Source organism: Bradyrhizobium sp. (assembly GCF_035309285.1).
Classification (GTDB): Bacteria; Pseudomonadota; Alphaproteobacteria; order Rhizobiales; family Xanthobacteraceae; genus Bradyrhizobium.
In genome coordinates this window covers 59,302-73,714 of record NZ_DATGFH010000073.1, presented here as the reverse complement: position 1 = coordinate 73,714, position 14,413 = coordinate 59,302, and the positions used below count along the sequence as shown (strand labels likewise).

General features: G+C 64.7%; 11 protein-coding genes. 8 read left to right on the top strand and 3 right to left on the bottom strand.

Annotated features, from left to right (window positions below; all coding sequences use genetic code 11):
• Nucleotides 1-396 carry a response regulator gene (locus VKR55_RS14280; RefSeq protein WP_300254881.1) on the bottom strand — a complete coding sequence of 132 codons (396 nt, stop codon included), beginning with the start codon at nt 394-396 and terminating at the stop codon, nt 1-3.
• A gap of 234 nt (nt 397-630) precedes the next feature.
• Here VKR55_RS14280 and VKR55_RS14275 point away from each other — a divergent pair, with 234 nt between their 5' ends.
• From VKR55_RS14275 to mutL, 8 genes are all read left to right on the top strand, one after another.
• Nucleotides 631-1,602 (top strand): bifunctional riboflavin kinase/FAD synthetase, encoded by a 972-nt coding sequence (locus VKR55_RS14275; RefSeq protein ID WP_324404426.1) that lies wholly within the window; start codon nt 631-633, stop codon nt 1,600-1,602.
• A 184-nt stretch (nt 1,603-1,786) separates the two neighbouring features.
• Entirely contained in the window at nt 1,787-4,840 is a 3,054-nt protein-coding gene (ileS, locus tag VKR55_RS14270) for an isoleucine--tRNA ligase (protein ID WP_324404425.1), read from the top strand.
• 139 nt (nt 4,841-4,979) lie between these two features.
• Complete coding sequence (gene lspA, locus VKR55_RS14265) at nt 4,980-5,477, top strand: signal peptidase II (protein WP_324404423.1); 498 nt, start codon at nt 4,980-4,982, stop codon at nt 5,475-5,477.
• A 41-nt stretch (nt 5,478-5,518) separates the two neighbouring features.
• Complete coding sequence (locus VKR55_RS14260) at nt 5,519-6,256, top strand: hypothetical protein (RefSeq protein ID WP_324404421.1); 738 nt, start codon at nt 5,519-5,521, stop codon at nt 6,254-6,256.
• A 145-nt stretch (nt 6,257-6,401) separates the two neighbouring features.
• Nucleotides 6,402-7,787: a M16 family metallopeptidase gene (locus tag VKR55_RS14255; RefSeq protein WP_414642368.1), complete on the top strand. Its 1,386-nt coding sequence runs from the start codon at nt 6,402-6,404 to the stop codon at nt 7,785-7,787.
• Nucleotides 7,784-9,157, top strand: a complete 1,374-nt coding sequence (locus VKR55_RS14250) for a M16 family metallopeptidase (RefSeq protein WP_414642367.1) — start codon at nt 7,784-7,786, stop codon at nt 9,155-9,157. The genes VKR55_RS14255 and VKR55_RS14250 overlap by 4 nt, the downstream gene beginning before the upstream one ends.
• Before the next feature lie 99 nt (nt 9,158-9,256).
• Nucleotides 9,257-9,676, top strand: a complete 420-nt coding sequence (gene arfB / locus VKR55_RS14245) for an alternative ribosome rescue aminoacyl-tRNA hydrolase ArfB (protein ID WP_324404418.1) — start codon at nt 9,257-9,259, stop codon at nt 9,674-9,676.
• 95 nt (nt 9,677-9,771) lie between these two features.
• A complete protein-coding gene (mutL, locus tag VKR55_RS14240) occupies nt 9,772-11,580 on the top strand; it encodes a DNA mismatch repair endonuclease MutL (RefSeq protein WP_324404415.1) in 1,809 nt (602 codons plus the stop codon).
• Between the two features lie 96 nt (nt 11,581-11,676).
• Here the strand turns inward: mutL and rsmD are convergent, their stop codons facing one another.
• Nucleotides 11,677-12,258, bottom strand: coding sequence for a 16S rRNA (guanine(966)-N(2))-methyltransferase RsmD (gene rsmD / locus VKR55_RS14235; RefSeq protein ID WP_324404412.1), 582 nt, complete (start codon nt 12,256-12,258; stop codon nt 11,677-11,679).
• Nucleotides 12,259-12,452: 194 nt separating this feature from the next.
• Nucleotides 12,453-14,366: a pseudouridine synthase gene (locus VKR55_RS14230; RefSeq protein WP_324404409.1), complete on the bottom strand. Its 1,914-nt coding sequence runs from the start codon at nt 14,364-14,366 to the stop codon at nt 12,453-12,455.
• Between the last annotated feature and the right edge of the window lie 47 nt (nt 14,367-14,413).

Here is a 14,413-nt window from a genome sequence, read left to right as displayed (position 1 = left end):
TTATGCGTTCGCCATGTCGGGGAAGACCGCCTCGATCTTGGTCTTCAGCGTGGCGGCGTTGAACGGCTTGACAATGTAATTGTTCACGCCGGCCTTCTTGGCCGCGATCACGTTCTCGGTCTTGGACTCCGCCGTGATCATGATGAACGGCGTGGTGGCGAGGTTGGGGTCGGCGCGGACCTCGCGCAGGAGGTCATAGCCGGTCATCGGCTCCATGTTCCAGTCGGAGATCACGAGGCCATATTTCTTGCCGCGCATCTTGTTGAGCGCAGCCGAGCCGTCGCTGGCGTCGTCGATGTTCTCAAAGCCAAGCTGCTTCAAGAGATTGCGGATGATACGGATCATGGTGGAATAGTCATCCACCACCAGAACCGGCATCGACAGATCAACCGCCATTTCTTGACCCCCGCGCGGACAGACACGACAAACAGGCCCGCGACGGCGGCCCAAAGGCCCACCGCGAGTCCACCCCTAGGACTAGCATCAGGCCTTAAACAGCCCGTTAACCGACCCTGAGTCGAGGCGTTATGTGCTGCAATCCCAAGTAGATATGGTTGTGCCGGCTTGACTTAACCGCGTCCGCCAAGCAACCGTCCGGCCCCATCCCGACCCGATCCAAAGTGCTCCAAAATGCCGCCAGTCTTCACCGTGATCCGCGATTCCACCCCAGCGGCGGACATTCCGAAGGGCTCCGTGGTGGCGATGGGCAATTTCGACGGTGTCCATCTCGGTCACCGGGCGGTCATTCGCGCCGCGCTCGAGATGGGCAAGGCGCATGGCCGGCCTGCGCTGGCGTTGACCTTCGAGCCGCATCCCAGGCGCTTCTTCAGCCCGACCACCCCCCAGTTCCGGCTGTCGGATGAGGCCGCCAAGCTGCGTCTGCTCGCCGGCACGGGGCTCGCGGGCGCGGTGATCATGGCGTTCGACAAGAGGCGGGCCGGGACGCCGGCACAGGATTTCATTAAGCATGACCTGATCGAGCGCCTCGGGATTTCCGGGATCGCGGTCGGCTACGATTTCCATTTCGGCAAGGGCCGCGTCGGCTCGCCGAGCCTGTTGGTCGCTGAAGGGCCGCGGCTCGGCATCGAGGTCGACGTGCAGCCGCATGTCGATATCGAGGAGCGGCCGGTCTCATCCAGCGCCATCCGCACTGCGCTGGCGGAAGGGCAGATCGATGAGGCCACCGCCATGCTGGGCCAACCCTGGTTCGTCAACGGCGAAGTGATCCATGGCGAAAAGCGCGGCCGCGCGCTCGGCTATCCCACCGCCAATATCCGCCTCGACAACAATTGCGGCCTCAAGCACGGCATCTATGCGGTGCGGATCGGCCGCGGTGAACAGCGCTTTGATGGCGTGGCGAGCTTCGGCCGGCGCCCGACCTTCGACAATGGCGCGCCGCTGCTCGAAATCTTCCTGTTCGACTTCGGGGACGACCTCTATGGCGAGAGGCTGGACGTCGCCTTCATCGGCTTCATCCGCGAGGAGCTGAAATTTGCCAGCGTGGATGCGCTGATCAGGCAGATGGATGACGATTCCGCCCGCGCCCGCGCCCAATTGGCCGCCGCGCCCGGGGTCTTTCCGAGGCTCGGCGTGATCACCTGACGACCCTTTCGGCCTTTGCGATTTGCGCCTCCCCTGCTATGGAGAGCCCATGTTTGCGCAGCGCATCATAGGGATTAGCGGCCCGGCTTCCGCCTGAGCCTGAAGGCTCGGCGCAAGACCGGGATTTCCTCGTTCATCCGCGACCAATCGCTTCTTCCCGCGCCCCTCCGAGCCAGTACACCGCATGTCCCAAAAGCCGCAAAAGTCCGACGCCAAAGACTATTCCAAAACCCTGTTCCTGCCGCAGACCGATTTCCCGATGCGGGCGGGCTTGCCGCAGCGCGAGCCGGACATGCTCAAGCGCTGGAACCAGATCGGCCTCTACGAGAAACTGCGCGAAGAGGCTCGTGGCCGCGCCAAGTTCGTGCTTCACGACGGCCCGCCCTATGCCAACGGCAACATCCACATCGGCACGGCGCTGAACAAGATCCTGAAGGACCTCGTCACCAAAAGCCAGCAGATGCTCGGGCAGGATTCCAATTACGTGCCGGGCTGGGACTGTCATGGGCTGCCGATCGAGTGGAAGGTCGAGGAAGAAAACTACCGCTCCAAGGGCAAGGCGAAGCCGGACTTCCGCGACTCCGCCGCAATGGTTGCGTTCCGCCGCGAATGCCGCGCCTATGCGACGCACTGGCTCAACGTACAGCGCGAGGAGTTCAAGCGCCTCGGTGTCATCGGCGACTGGGAGCATCCCTACGCCACCATGACCTATGCGGCCGAAGCCCAGATCGCGCGCGAATTGATGAAGTTCGTCGCCAACGGCACGCTCTATCGCGGCTCGAAACCCGTGATGTGGAGCGTGGTGGAGAAGACCGCGCTCGCCGAAGCCGAGGTCGAATACGAGGATTACGTCTCCGATCAGGTCTGGGTGAAATTCCCGGTCCGAGAGGCGAAAGTTGCTGGGATTCACCAGCAGGCAACTGAGAAAGACCTAAAGTCCCTTCACGAGCTCGCCAAAGATCTCCAGTCCAGCTCCATCGTGATTTGGACGACGACACCTTGGACGCTTCCCGGAAACCGCGCGATCAGCTTTGGGGAGCATGTGGAGTACGGTCTCTACGAGGTCGTAGACGCGCCTGCGGACAATTGGGCGAAAACCGGCGATCGTTACGTCCTTGCCGACAAGCTGGCAGAAGACGTTTTTCGTCATGCCCGCGTCAAAGAATTCAAAAGACTTCGAGATGTGGTGTTTGAGGCTGGCCCGGCCGACGTGGTTGTTGCCTGCGATCATCCCCTAAAAGCACTTGGTGGCTACGATTTTGCTGTTCCATTGCTATTGGGCCATCACGTCACCGACGACACCGGCACGGGTTTTGTGCACACCGCGCCGAGCCACGGCCGAGAAGACTTCGATGTGTGGATACTAAACACGCGACGTCTTCAGGAAGATGGCATCAACGTTACGATCCCCTATACCGTCGATGAGAACGGCGCCTATACCGATCAAGCGCCGGGCTTCACGGGAAAGCGCGTCATCAACGACAAGGGTGAGAAGGGCGACGCCAATGACGCCGTCATCAAAGCCCTCGTCGACGCGGGCATGCTGCTCGCGCGCGGGAAATTGAAGCACCAATACCCGCATTCCTGGCGATCAAAGAAGCCGGTGATCTTCAGGAACACACCTCAGTGGTTCATCGCCATGGATGAGCCGATGAGCAAGTCCGACGGCACCGATACGCTTAGGGCCCGCGCGCTGCATGCGATCTCGGTGACGCAATGGGTGCCTCCGTCGGGCCAGAACCGCATCAACGGCATGATCGAGGCGCGACCCGACTGGGTGATCTCGCGCCAGCGCGCCTGGGGTGTGCCGATCGCCGTATTCGTGCGCGAAAACGGTGACGGCTCCGCAGAAATCCTGCAGGACGAGGCCGTCAACAAGCGCATCGCCGACGCCTTCGAGAAGGAAGGCGCCGACGCCTGGTACATGGAAGGCGCGCGCGAGCGTTTCCTGGGCTCGCGCGCCAACGAAGACTGGAAGAAGGTCGACGACATCCTCGACGTCTGGTTCGATTCCGGCTCGACGCATGCCTTCGTGCTCGAAGACCCCGTGCAGTTCCCCGGGCTGGCCGGCATCAAGCGCAAGGTCGATGGCGGCGCCGACACCGTGATGTATCTGGAAGGCTCGGACCAGCACCGCGGCTGGTTCCATTCCTCGCTGCTGGAAAGCTGCGGCACGCGGGGACGGGCGCCATACGACATCGTCCTGACTCACGGCTTCACCCAGGACGAGCACGGCCGCAAGATGTCGAAGTCTCTGGGCAACACTGTCGAGCCGCAAGCTGTGATCAGGGAATCCGGTGCCGACATCCTGCGGCTCTGGGTTGCAGCCTGCGACTACACCGACGACCAGCGCATCGGCCCCGAAATCCTGAAGAACACGGTCGAGACCTATCGCAAGCTCCGCAACACCATCCGCTGGATGCTCGGCACGCTGCATCATTTTGGGCCGCAAGACGCGGTCGCGCCCAAGGACATGCCGGAGCTGGAGCGGCTGATGCTGCACGAGCTTGCCGAACAGGCCAGGATCGTGCGTCAGGCCTATGCCGAGTTCGATTACAAGACCGTGGTCGCAACGCTGTCGGCGTTCATGAACTCCGAGCTGTCGGCGTTCTATTTCGATATCCGCAAGGACACGCTTTATTGCGATCCGCCGTCTTCGGTGGCGCGCAAGGCGGCGCTCACCACCATCGACATCCTCTGCGACGCGATCCTGAAATGGCTCGCGCCGATCTTGAGCTTCACCTGCGACGAAGCCTGGGGGATGTACAAGCCGAATGACAAGCCCTCGGTGCACCTGACGCTGTTCCCGGACGGCTTCGAAAAGTTTCGGAACGACGATCTCGCGAGCAAATGGGAGACCGTCCGCGACGTGCGTCGCGTCGTCACCGGCGCGCTGGAATTGGAGCGTGCGGCTAAAAAGATCGGCTCCTCGCTCGAAGCCTCCCCGGTCATCCATGTCGCCGACCGCCGAATGCTGGCGACGCTGTTCGACGTTGACCTCGCCGAGATCTGCATCACCTCGAGCTGCGAGGTGCAGGAGGGCGAGGCGCCCGGCGGCGCTTTCCGTCTCGACAACGTACCCGGTGTCGCCGTCGTGATCGAGAAGGCGCAAGGCATCAAATGCGCGCGGTCGTGGAAGATTCTGCCGACAGTGGGCGAGGACAGGGAGTATCCCGACGTCTCGCCACGCGATGCCAGGGCGTTGCGCGAATGGAAAGCGCTGGGGGTCAGCGTCTGACAATTGCTATCGTCGTCCCCGCGAAAGCGGGGACCCATAACCACAGGCTTCTCGGCTAGCGACGAAAGATGTCCCGCAATCTCCCAATCAATTGGCATCACGCGGTATGGGTCCCGGCGTTCGCCGGGACGACAAGACAATGACCTCCCCGCTCCGCTACGGCGTCATCGCCGCGATCGTCACGCTGCTGGCTGACCAGGCGTCAAAGCTCTGGCTGCTTGACGTGTTCGATATCACCCATCGCGGCGCGGTCCGCGTGACGCCGTTCTTCGACCTGGTGCTGGAGTGGAATATCGGGATCAGCTTCGGCTGGTTTCAGAACGACAATCCCATCGCCCAGGCCGCCCTGATGGTATTCAAGGCCGCGGCGGTCGTTGCGCTCGCGATCTGGATGGCGCGCTCGAAAAAGGCGCTTGCCACCATTGCCCTCGGGTTAATCATCGGCGGGGCCATCGGCAACGGTATCGACCGCCTCGCCTATGGAGCGGTGGTCGATTTTGCCCTGTTTCACGTCCGGATCGGCGGAAATACCTTCAATTGGTATGTGTTTAACCTCGCGGATGTGGCCATTGTTGCCGGGGTCATGGCCCTATTGTATGATTCCTTTATGGGGGTACCCGCCGCAAAAGCGCCCTGATCCCGGCTGATCAGGACCCCTGTACCAAACGGGTAAAGTCGATGCGCAGGACCGGAACCAGCGGTTGGATGATGAAGTGCTCGCCGAAGGCCTTGCGGCTCGCGGCGGTCGTGCTCGGCGTCGGCCTGCTTGTCGCTGCAGGCGCCGCGCGCGCCGGCGACGACGATGACGGGGAGGAAGACAAGCCCTTCGACCAGAAGATCATCGATGGCATCATGAGGGGCATGGGCGCCGTCAACATGGATAACTCCAGCATCGACTATCGCGAGCGCTCGCCGCTGGTCGTGCCGCCCAAGCTGGATTTGCCGCCGCCGGTTTCGGCTTCCACCGAGACGAACGTGCCGAACTGGCCGAAGGACCCCGACGAAATGCGGCGCAAGGCCGCGATCGCCGCGCGCAAGAAGGACAAGAACAATCACAAGGACGCTACGCAGGCGGCCATTGACGAAGCTCGACCGCTCACGCCGAGCCAGCTCAACGTGGCCCGAACCCGGCCTGACCCGGAGGGAGCAAAGACATCTGATTCGCTGAAGCCCGGCGATCCCAACGCCGCGCCGCTCAGCCCTTCGCAGCTCGGTTTTGAGGGCAGCTTCTCGAGCCTGTTCCACGGCAACCAGTCCGAGAGCAAGGAGTTCAAGGCCGAGCCGCCGCGGACTTCGCTGATTCAACCGCCGCCCGGCTATCAGACACCGTCGCCGAACTATTCGTACGGCACCGGACCGATGAAATCCCTGAACAAGGAATACAACCCGGTCGCCGGCAAGTACGGCGACGAGTAGCGCGTAATCCATTGCGGCGCAGGATGACTATCCTCATCGCGCCCACGTCGCGATTTCTCTCAGCTTCGTGACGCCCCGTGTTGGCCGCGCCGTGTAGGATGCGGCGCTTTTGACCCGCACCCACCGGTCGGCTTTCACAAAGGTCATGATGTCCCAAACCCGCTTTGTCGCCTTTATCCTCCTCTTCGCTGCGCTCGTGCTCTCGACAACCGGCGCGTCCGCGCAAACGACGTTCACCTCCGAGCCGCCGGCGACGTTCACGCTTCCGAACGGCCTGCAGGTCGTCGTGATCCAGGATCACCGCACGCCGGTCGTGACCCAGATGATCTGGTACAAGGTCGGTTCCGCCGACGAGACGCCCGGCAAATCGGGCCTTGCACATTTCCTCGAGCATCTGATGTTCAAGGGCACGGCCAAGCATCCGGAGGGCGAATTTTCCCAGACCGTGCTGAAGGTCGGCGGCAACGAGAACGCCTTCACCTCGAACGACTACACCGGCTATTTCCAGCGCGTCCCGCGCGAGAAGCTTCCCTTGATGATGGAGTTCGAGGCCGATCGCATGACCGGACTCATCCTCAAGGACGAGAACGTGCTGCCCGAGCGCGACGTCGTGCTCGAGGAGTACAACATGCGCGTCGCCAACAATCCGGAAGCCCGGTTGAACGAGCAGATCATGGCCGCGCTGTACCTGAACCATCCCTACGGCCGTCCGGTAATCGGCTGGCATCACGAGATCGAGAAGCTCAACCGCCAGGAGGCGCTCGCCTTCTACCACCGCTTCTACGCGCCCAACAACGCGATCCTGGTGATTGCCGGCGACACCGACGTCAAGGAGGTTCGCCCGCTGGTCGAGAAGAATTTCGGCAACATCCCGCCGCAGCCCTCGATCCCGGCACGCCGCATCCGCCCGCAGGAACCGAAGCAGGTCGCGCCCCGCACCGTGACGCTCGCCGATCCCCATGTCGAGCAGCCGACTATGAAGCGCTACTACCTCGTGCCATCCGCCACGACCGCATCGAAGGGCGAGAGCACGGCGCTCGATGTGCTGGCGCAGCTCATGGGCGGCGGCAGCAACTCCTACCTCTATCGCGCGCTGGTAGTCGACAAGCCGCTCGCGGTCGCCGCTACCGCCGCCTATCAAGGTACTGCGCTTGACCCCTCGCAATTCTCGATCGCGGTGGCGCCCAAGCCCGGCGTCGAGTTTCCGCAAGTCGAGCAGGTGGTCGACAACGTGATCGCGGACCTCAAGCAGAATCCGCCGAAGGCCGAGGACCTGGAGCGCGTGAAGACGCAGCTCGTCGCGGAGGCGATCTATGCCCAGGACAACCAGGCGACCATGGCGCGCTGGTATGGCGGGGCGCTGGCCACGGGGCTCAGCATCGAGGATATCAGGAGCTGGCCGGACCGCATCCGCGCCGTGACCGCAGACCAGGTGCGCGCCGCCGCGCAGAAATGGCTGGACAAGAATCGCTCGGTCACCGGCTATCTGATCAAGGACACCACGCCCAAGCGCGAGGAGAAGCGTTCGTGAACCACTTTCTTGCCCTCACGCGCCGCGGCGCGATTGCGCTCGCCTTCGCGCTGACGCTGCCCCTACCCGCCGTTGCCGCGACCAAGATCCAGCATCTGATCTCGCCCGGCGGGATCGAGGCCTGGTTCGTTCAGGACTCCACCGTGCCGCTGATCGCGATGGAGTATGCCTTCGGCGGCGGTGCAACCCAGGACCCGCCCGACAAGCCCGGCGTCGGCAACATGGTGGCGAGCACGATCGATGAGGGCTCCGGCGACCTCGATTCCAAGGCCTTCCACGAACGGCTCGACCGCCGCGCGATCGAATTGAGCTTCAGCATCACGCGGGACTATTTCCGCGGCTCGCTGCGCATGCTGAAGGACAACAAGGACGAGGCCTTCGACCTTCTGCACATGGCGCTGACCTCGTCACATCTCGCCAGCAGCGATGTCGAGCGCATCCGCTCCCAGATCATGTCGGGCCTGCGCCGCGACACCACCAATCCGAACGCGTTGGCGAGCCGTAAATTCCTGGAGCTCGAGTTCGCCAACCATGCCTATAGCCGGCCGGCCAGCGGCACCCTGGAGAGCGTGCCGACCATCACGGTGGCCGACATGCGCGACTATATCAGCCGCGTCATCGCCAAGGATACGCTGAAGATCGCCGTGGTCGGCGACGTCGATCCGGCGACGCTTGGCCAATTGCTCGACAAGACCTTCGGCAGCCTGCCGGCCAAGGCGAAGTTGACACCCACGCCTGACGTGGTCGCGACGGCGCCGCCGCAGCGCGCCTTCGTGCCGCTCGACGTGCCGCAGACCACCATCACCTTTGGCGCCCCCGGCGTCATGCGCCACGATCCAAAATTCATGGCCGCCTATATCGACAACCACATTCTCGGCGGTGGCGGGCTGTCGTCGCGGCTCTATCACGAGGTCCGCGAGAAACGCGGCCTCGCCTATTCGATGTTCGAGGCGCTGCTCTGGATGGATCACTCCTCGCTGGTCGTCGGCAATACCGGTACGCGCGCGGACCGCGCCGGCGAAAGCATCGACGCCATCGACAAGGAGGTCCGCAAGTTTGCCCAGGAGGGGCCGACCCAGCAGGAGCTGGACGAGGCCAAGTCTTATCTCAAGGGCTCGCAGATGCTGCAGCTCGACACTTCCTCCAAGCTCGCGACCGCGATGTTGCAGTACCAGCTCGACAAGCTGCCGATCGACTATCTCGAGAGGCGCAGCGGCATCATCGATGCAGTGACGCTCGACGATGCCAGGCAGATGGCGAAGCGGCTGTGGGGCCAGGGCCTCGTCACCGTCGTCGTCGGCCGCGAGCCGCAGGCCGCCGCGGAAGCAGCCCGCGCACCGGGTGCGCCGCCACCGCCCAAGGCGAATTGAGACGTCCGCCGCGCTTCCTCCCAGCTTACGGGGAGGAAGCCGAGCGTCGTAACGACAAACCCGCTATGGTGGCGCACCGATTCTGACCGGGTAGCGCCCATGCTGCGGATTTCGCGCGAACTCTCCATCGACGAGAACGACATCGAGATCGTCTTTGTCCGCGCCTCCGGGCCCGGCGGACAGAACGTCAACAAGGTCTCGACCGCCGCCCAGCTCCGCTTCGATACCAATAGGATCGCGCTGCCCGCCGACGCCGCACAGCGGCTGGCGCGGCTTGCCGGTAGCCGCATGACCAAAGATGGCGTGATCGTGATCCAGGCCTATCGCTTCCGTACCCAGGAGCGCAACCGCGCGGACGCGATCGAGCGGCTGGTGGAGATGCTGAAGGAAGCCATGGTGCGCCCGACGCCGAGGCGGCCGACCAAGCCGACGCTGGGCTCGAAACAGCGCCGGCTCGAAGGCAAGAAACGCCGCAGCGACATCAAGGCCCGACGCGGCGTCCGCGGGTTTGAGGATTGACTCTTCACCCTCCTCCTGCAGAGCAGGGTGAAGAAACAGTGGGTGGCGCTTCCTCGTGACATGCAATTACCTATCGGCTGCACTAAATTGCCCCCATGCCCGTCCGCCAGCTTCCCGAGCAGGTCGTCAACCGCATCGCCGCCGGCGAAGTGGTCGAGCGTCCCGCGAGCGTGGTCAAGGAACTGGTCGAGAACGCGATCGACGCCGGCGCGAGCCGGATCGATGTCTTCACCGATGGCGGCGGCAGACGGAAGATCGTCATCACCGACGACGGCAGCGGCATGGGTGCGGCCGATCTCGCGCTCGCCGTCGACCGCCATGCCACCTCCAAGCTCGACGACGAGGATCTGCTGCAGATCAAGACGCTAGGCTTCCGCGGCGAGGCTCTGCCCTCGATCGGGGCGGTCGCAAAATTGTCGATCACCACACGGCATGCCGGCGAGCCGCATGCCTGGCAGCTTGCGGTCGAAGGCGGCACGAAGTCGGAGATCGGGCCTGCTGCGCTCGCCCGCGGCACCCGCGTCGAGGTCGCCGACCTCTTCTATGCAACGCCGGCGCGCCTGAAATTCCTGAAGACCGACCGCACCGAGGCCGAAGCGATCCGCGAAACCGTGCGGCGGCTCGCGATGGCGCGGCCCGACATCGCGTTCACGCTCGCCGGCGAAGAGCGCATGCCCGTCACCTGGGCCGCGGCACTGCCAGGCGCGCCGGGCCAGCTCACCCGCCTCGGCGATATCCTCGGCGCGGATTTTCGTAACGCGGCCATCGACGTGCGGGCCGAGCGCGAGGGCGTTGTGGTCGAAGGCTTCGCCGCCTCGCCGTCGCTGACGCGGGCGAATGCCCTCGGGCAATACCTCTTCGTCAACGGCCGTCCGGTCCGCGACAAGTTGATCCTGGGTGCGGTGCGCGCAGCCTATGCCGATTACCTGCCGCGCGACCGCCATCCCGTGGTGGCGCTGTTCGTCACGCTCAATCCGCGCGAGGTCGACGCCAACGTGCACCCCGCCAAGACCGAGGTGCGTTTCCGCAATGCCGGTCTCGTCCGCGCGCTGATCGTGCACGCACTGAAGGATGGCCTCGCGCGCGAGGGTAGGCGCACGGCCGTCAACAGCGGGGATGCCGCGATCGCCTCATTCCGGCCGGCGTTCGCGCCGCGTCCGGGCAATTGGGACTGGCGGCGCTCGCCATCCTATCCGGTCGGCGCCACGCCATCATTCGCGACGGCCGCGGCGGCCCTCGCCGAGCAGGATCAGGTCGCCTTCGATGTCGGCGCGCCCACCGCCGATGTGCGCATCGAAGCGCACGCCGCCGGCGATCTCATCGATCGTCCGCTGGGTGCGGCCCGCACCCAGCTCCACGAAACCTACATCGTCGCGCAAACCCGCGACGGCCTCGTCATTGTCGACCAGCACGCCGCGCACGAGCGCATCGTCTATGAGCGGCTGAAGGCGTCGCTCGCCAAAAACGGCGTGCAGCGCCAGATCCTCCTGATCCCCGAGATCGTCGAGATGGATGAGGCGACGGTGGAGCGTCTGCTGGCGCGCGCCGACGAGCTCGCTTCCTTTGGGCTTGCGATCGAATCCTTCGGACCCGGCGCGGTCGCCGTGCGCGAGACGCCGTCGCTGCTCGGCAAGACCGATGCCGCAAGCCTGTTGCGCGACCTCGCCGAGCACATGGAGGAATGGGACGAGGCGCTGCCGCTGGAGCGGCGGCTGATGCACGTCGCCGCCACCATGGCCTGCCACGGCTCGGTGCGCGCCGGACGCCGCCTCAAGCCCGAAGAGATGACCGCGCTTCTGCGCGAGATGGAAGACACGCCGAACTCCGGCCAGTGCAACCACGGCCGCCCGACCTACGTGGAATTGAAGCTCGCCGACGTCGAGAAATTGTTCGGGCGGCGGTGAGATTCGTAGGGTGGGCAAAGGCGCGCAGCGCCGTGCCCACCACCAAGCATCGCCCTGGAAACGGTGGGCACGCTGCGCTCTGCCCACCCTACAAAACTACGGCAAACGATCCCTCATCCGTCCGCCAAGGTTCTGCAAGAACACAAACTCCGTATCATCGTACGTGCGCCGCTCCAGCTCCTCGAAGCCATCAGGCGCGGCGAACGCCGCGGCCTTGGCTTCCTCCACGACGAGCAGCGCGTTCGCCTTGAGCCAGCCGCCGTCGCGCAGGCTCACCAGCGCCTTCTCGGCGAGCCCCTGGCCATAGGGCGGATCGAGGAACACGAGTGAGAATGGCTCCATGGGATGCGCGGGGCCCAGATTGGTCGCGTCGCGGCGATAGACTTTAGTGACGCCTCCAAGCGCCAGCGCCTCGACATTGTTGCGAAGCAGTGCGCGCGCCTCGGCCCCATTGTCGACGAACAGCGCGAACACCGCACCGCGCGAGATCGCCTCGATGCCGAGCGCGCCGGTGCCGGCAAAGAGATCGAGCACGCGCGCGTCGTGGAACGGGTCGTCGTAGGCATGGACCAGGATATTGAAGACGGACTCGCGCAGGCGGTCCGCGGTCGGCCTAATCTCGTTCGAAGCGGGCGCAGCGATAGTGCGGCCCTTCAACTCTCCGCCGACCACGCGCATTACAATGCAAACCCTGTCGCAACGCGGAAAGTGCGCTCCCTTCCCCCTTGCGGGGAAGGGCTGGGGAAGGGAGTGCCACACGGACAGACCTCCCGTGGGATACCCCCCTCCCTGACCCTCCCCCGCATGGGGGGAGGGAATGGAGAGAGCGTGCCTAAAGAAATCTCAGAAAGAGCGACGGTCATCCTGAGACCTCACTCATCCCGTGGCTTCAGATCGCGCTTGCCGTGATAGCCGCGCTTGGGGCGGCGCGGCGGGCCGTAGCCGGCGTTCTCCTCCTCGTTGCGCGCTCGTGCTTCCGCACCGCCCGTGCGCTGCACCAGCACGCGACGGCCCTTGCGGTCGCTGACCAGCGCGCTCTTGCCCGCCGGCTTGAACGGCTTCTTGCCGCGCAGCGCCTCACCGTCATCATCCGTCTCGCGTTGCTCCGGACGCGCAAAGTCGGCACCCGAGCGCTCGATCACCTTCTCGCCGAGCTGTTCGCGGAGCACGCGCGTCTTGACCTCCTCGACCTTGCCCTCCTCGAGCTCGCCGAGCTGGAAGGGACCGTAGGAGATGCGGATCAGGCGGTTCACCTCGAGTCCGAGATGCGCCATGACATTGCGCACCTCGCGGTTCTTGCCTTCGCGGATCGCAAACACCAGCCAGACATTGCTGCCCTGGTCGCGCTCCAGCGTGGCGTCGATCGGCCCGTATTTGACGCCATCGACCTCGATGCCGTTCTTGAGTTCGTCGAGCTGAGCTTGCGTGATCTCGCCATGCGCGCGCACACGATAGCGGCGCAGCCAGCCGGTTTCCGGCAATTCCAGTTCGCGCGCGAGCCCGCCGTCATTGGTGAGCAGCAGCAGCCCCTCGGTGTTGAAATCGAGCCGGCCGACCGAGATGAGCCGCGGCAGGCCTTCGGGCAGATTGTCGAACACGGTCGGCCGCCCCTCGGGATCGGCATGCGTCGTCATCAGCCCTTTGGGCTTGTGATAGAGGAAGAGCCGCGTACGCTCGCGTGGTGGCAAGGGTTTTCCGTCGACCGCGACCACGTCATTCGCCGTGACGTCGAGCGCCGGCGAGTTGATGAGACGGCCGTTGACGGTGACGCGGCCTTGCGTGACCATCTCCTCGGCGTCGCGGCGCGAGGCGAACCCGGCGCGCGCCAGCACTTTTGCGATGCGCTCGCCGGATTTCTTCGGCTTTACCTCCTCGCGCGGGGCGCGCTTGTCGAAGTCGTCCTTGCGCTCACGGTAGGCGCCGCGGCCGCCGAAGGCCGGGCGCTTGGCAAAAATCTTGCTGTCGTCCTCGTTGTCACGGCGCGGGCGGTCGGCAAAGCGATCGGGTCCCCGGCGATCGCTGCGCGGATGCTCCTGCCAGTCCGTGCGGCCCTCGGGGCGTGGGCGGCGATCGTCGCGGCGATCGCGATCAAAGCGCGGGTGGTCGCCCCGGCGCTCGCGCGAGTCATCCTTTTTCCAGCGCGGCCGATCGAACTTGGGACGCTCTTCGCGTTGGCGCTCGAATTTCGGGCGGTCCTCACGCGACCGCGAGAAACGTGGACGCTCATCGCCGCCGCGGCGATCGTCGCGCGTGCGGTCGCCGCGCTGCCGCCAGGGCTTTTCATCGCTGCGGTCGCGGCCCTTGAAGTCACGATCGTCTCGACGCGGCCTGAATTCACGATCCTTGCGATCCCCACGGTCGCTCTTGCGATCCCCGGGGTCGCTCTGGCGATCCCCGCGGTCGCTCTGGCGATCCCTGAATTTTCGGTCCTGGAAGCGGCCGGCGGGACGCGCCTCATCGCGGTCACGGCGCGGCGGGCGATCATCGCGGTCGAAGCGCCTGGGTCGCCTCTCGTCGCGATCAAAGCGGCGCGGCGCCTCGTCGCCATCGCGGCGGCGGAAAGGCCGCTCGTCACGATCGCTGCGGAAGCGGCCCTTGTCGCCGCGCTCGCCATCGAATGTCTTGTCGAATTTCTTATCGAATCTCTTGTCGAATCTCTTGGGCCCAAAGCCGCGCTTGGCGAATTTTTTGTCGCCATCCCGCGCCCCGCCACGGCTTTTGCGGCCTTCGGGACCGTCACGCCGGCCGCGCGGGGAATCATTGTGTTTGTCGGTGTCGCGGGGCATGAAGGGGCTCGCCTTGAGGTGAAGGCACGCGCATTAGCAGACTTGTT

What these genes read in the sequence shown, in the direction of transcription:
- VKR55_RS14280 (WP_300254881.1), bottom strand. Translation starts at nt 396, where the DNA reads ATGGCGGTTGATCTGTCGATGCCGGTTCTGGTGGTGGATGACTATTCC.
- VKR55_RS14275 (WP_324404426.1), top strand. Translation starts at nt 631, where the DNA reads ATGCCGCCAGTCTTCACCGTGATCCGCGATTCCACCCCAGCGGCGGAC.
- ileS (WP_324404425.1), top strand. Translation starts at nt 1,787, where the DNA reads ATGTCCCAAAAGCCGCAAAAGTCCGACGCCAAAGACTATTCCAAAACC.
- lspA (WP_324404423.1), top strand. Translation starts at nt 4,980, where the DNA reads ATGACCTCCCCGCTCCGCTACGGCGTCATCGCCGCGATCGTCACGCTG.
- VKR55_RS14260 (WP_324404421.1), top strand. Translation starts at nt 5,519, where the DNA reads ATGCGCAGGACCGGAACCAGCGGTTGGATGATGAAGTGCTCGCCGAAG.
- VKR55_RS14255 (WP_414642368.1), top strand. Translation starts at nt 6,402, where the DNA reads ATGATGTCCCAAACCCGCTTTGTCGCCTTTATCCTCCTCTTCGCTGCG.
- arfB (WP_324404418.1), top strand. Translation starts at nt 9,257, where the DNA reads ATGCTGCGGATTTCGCGCGAACTCTCCATCGACGAGAACGACATCGAG.
- mutL (WP_324404415.1), top strand. Translation starts at nt 9,772, where the DNA reads ATGCCCGTCCGCCAGCTTCCCGAGCAGGTCGTCAACCGCATCGCCGCC.
- rsmD (WP_324404412.1), bottom strand. Translation starts at nt 12,258, where the DNA reads ATGCGCGTGGTCGGCGGAGAGTTGAAGGGCCGCACTATCGCTGCGCCC.
- VKR55_RS14230 (WP_324404409.1), bottom strand. Translation starts at nt 14,366, where the DNA reads ATGCCCCGCGACACCGACAAACACAATGATTCCCCGCGCGGCCGGCGT.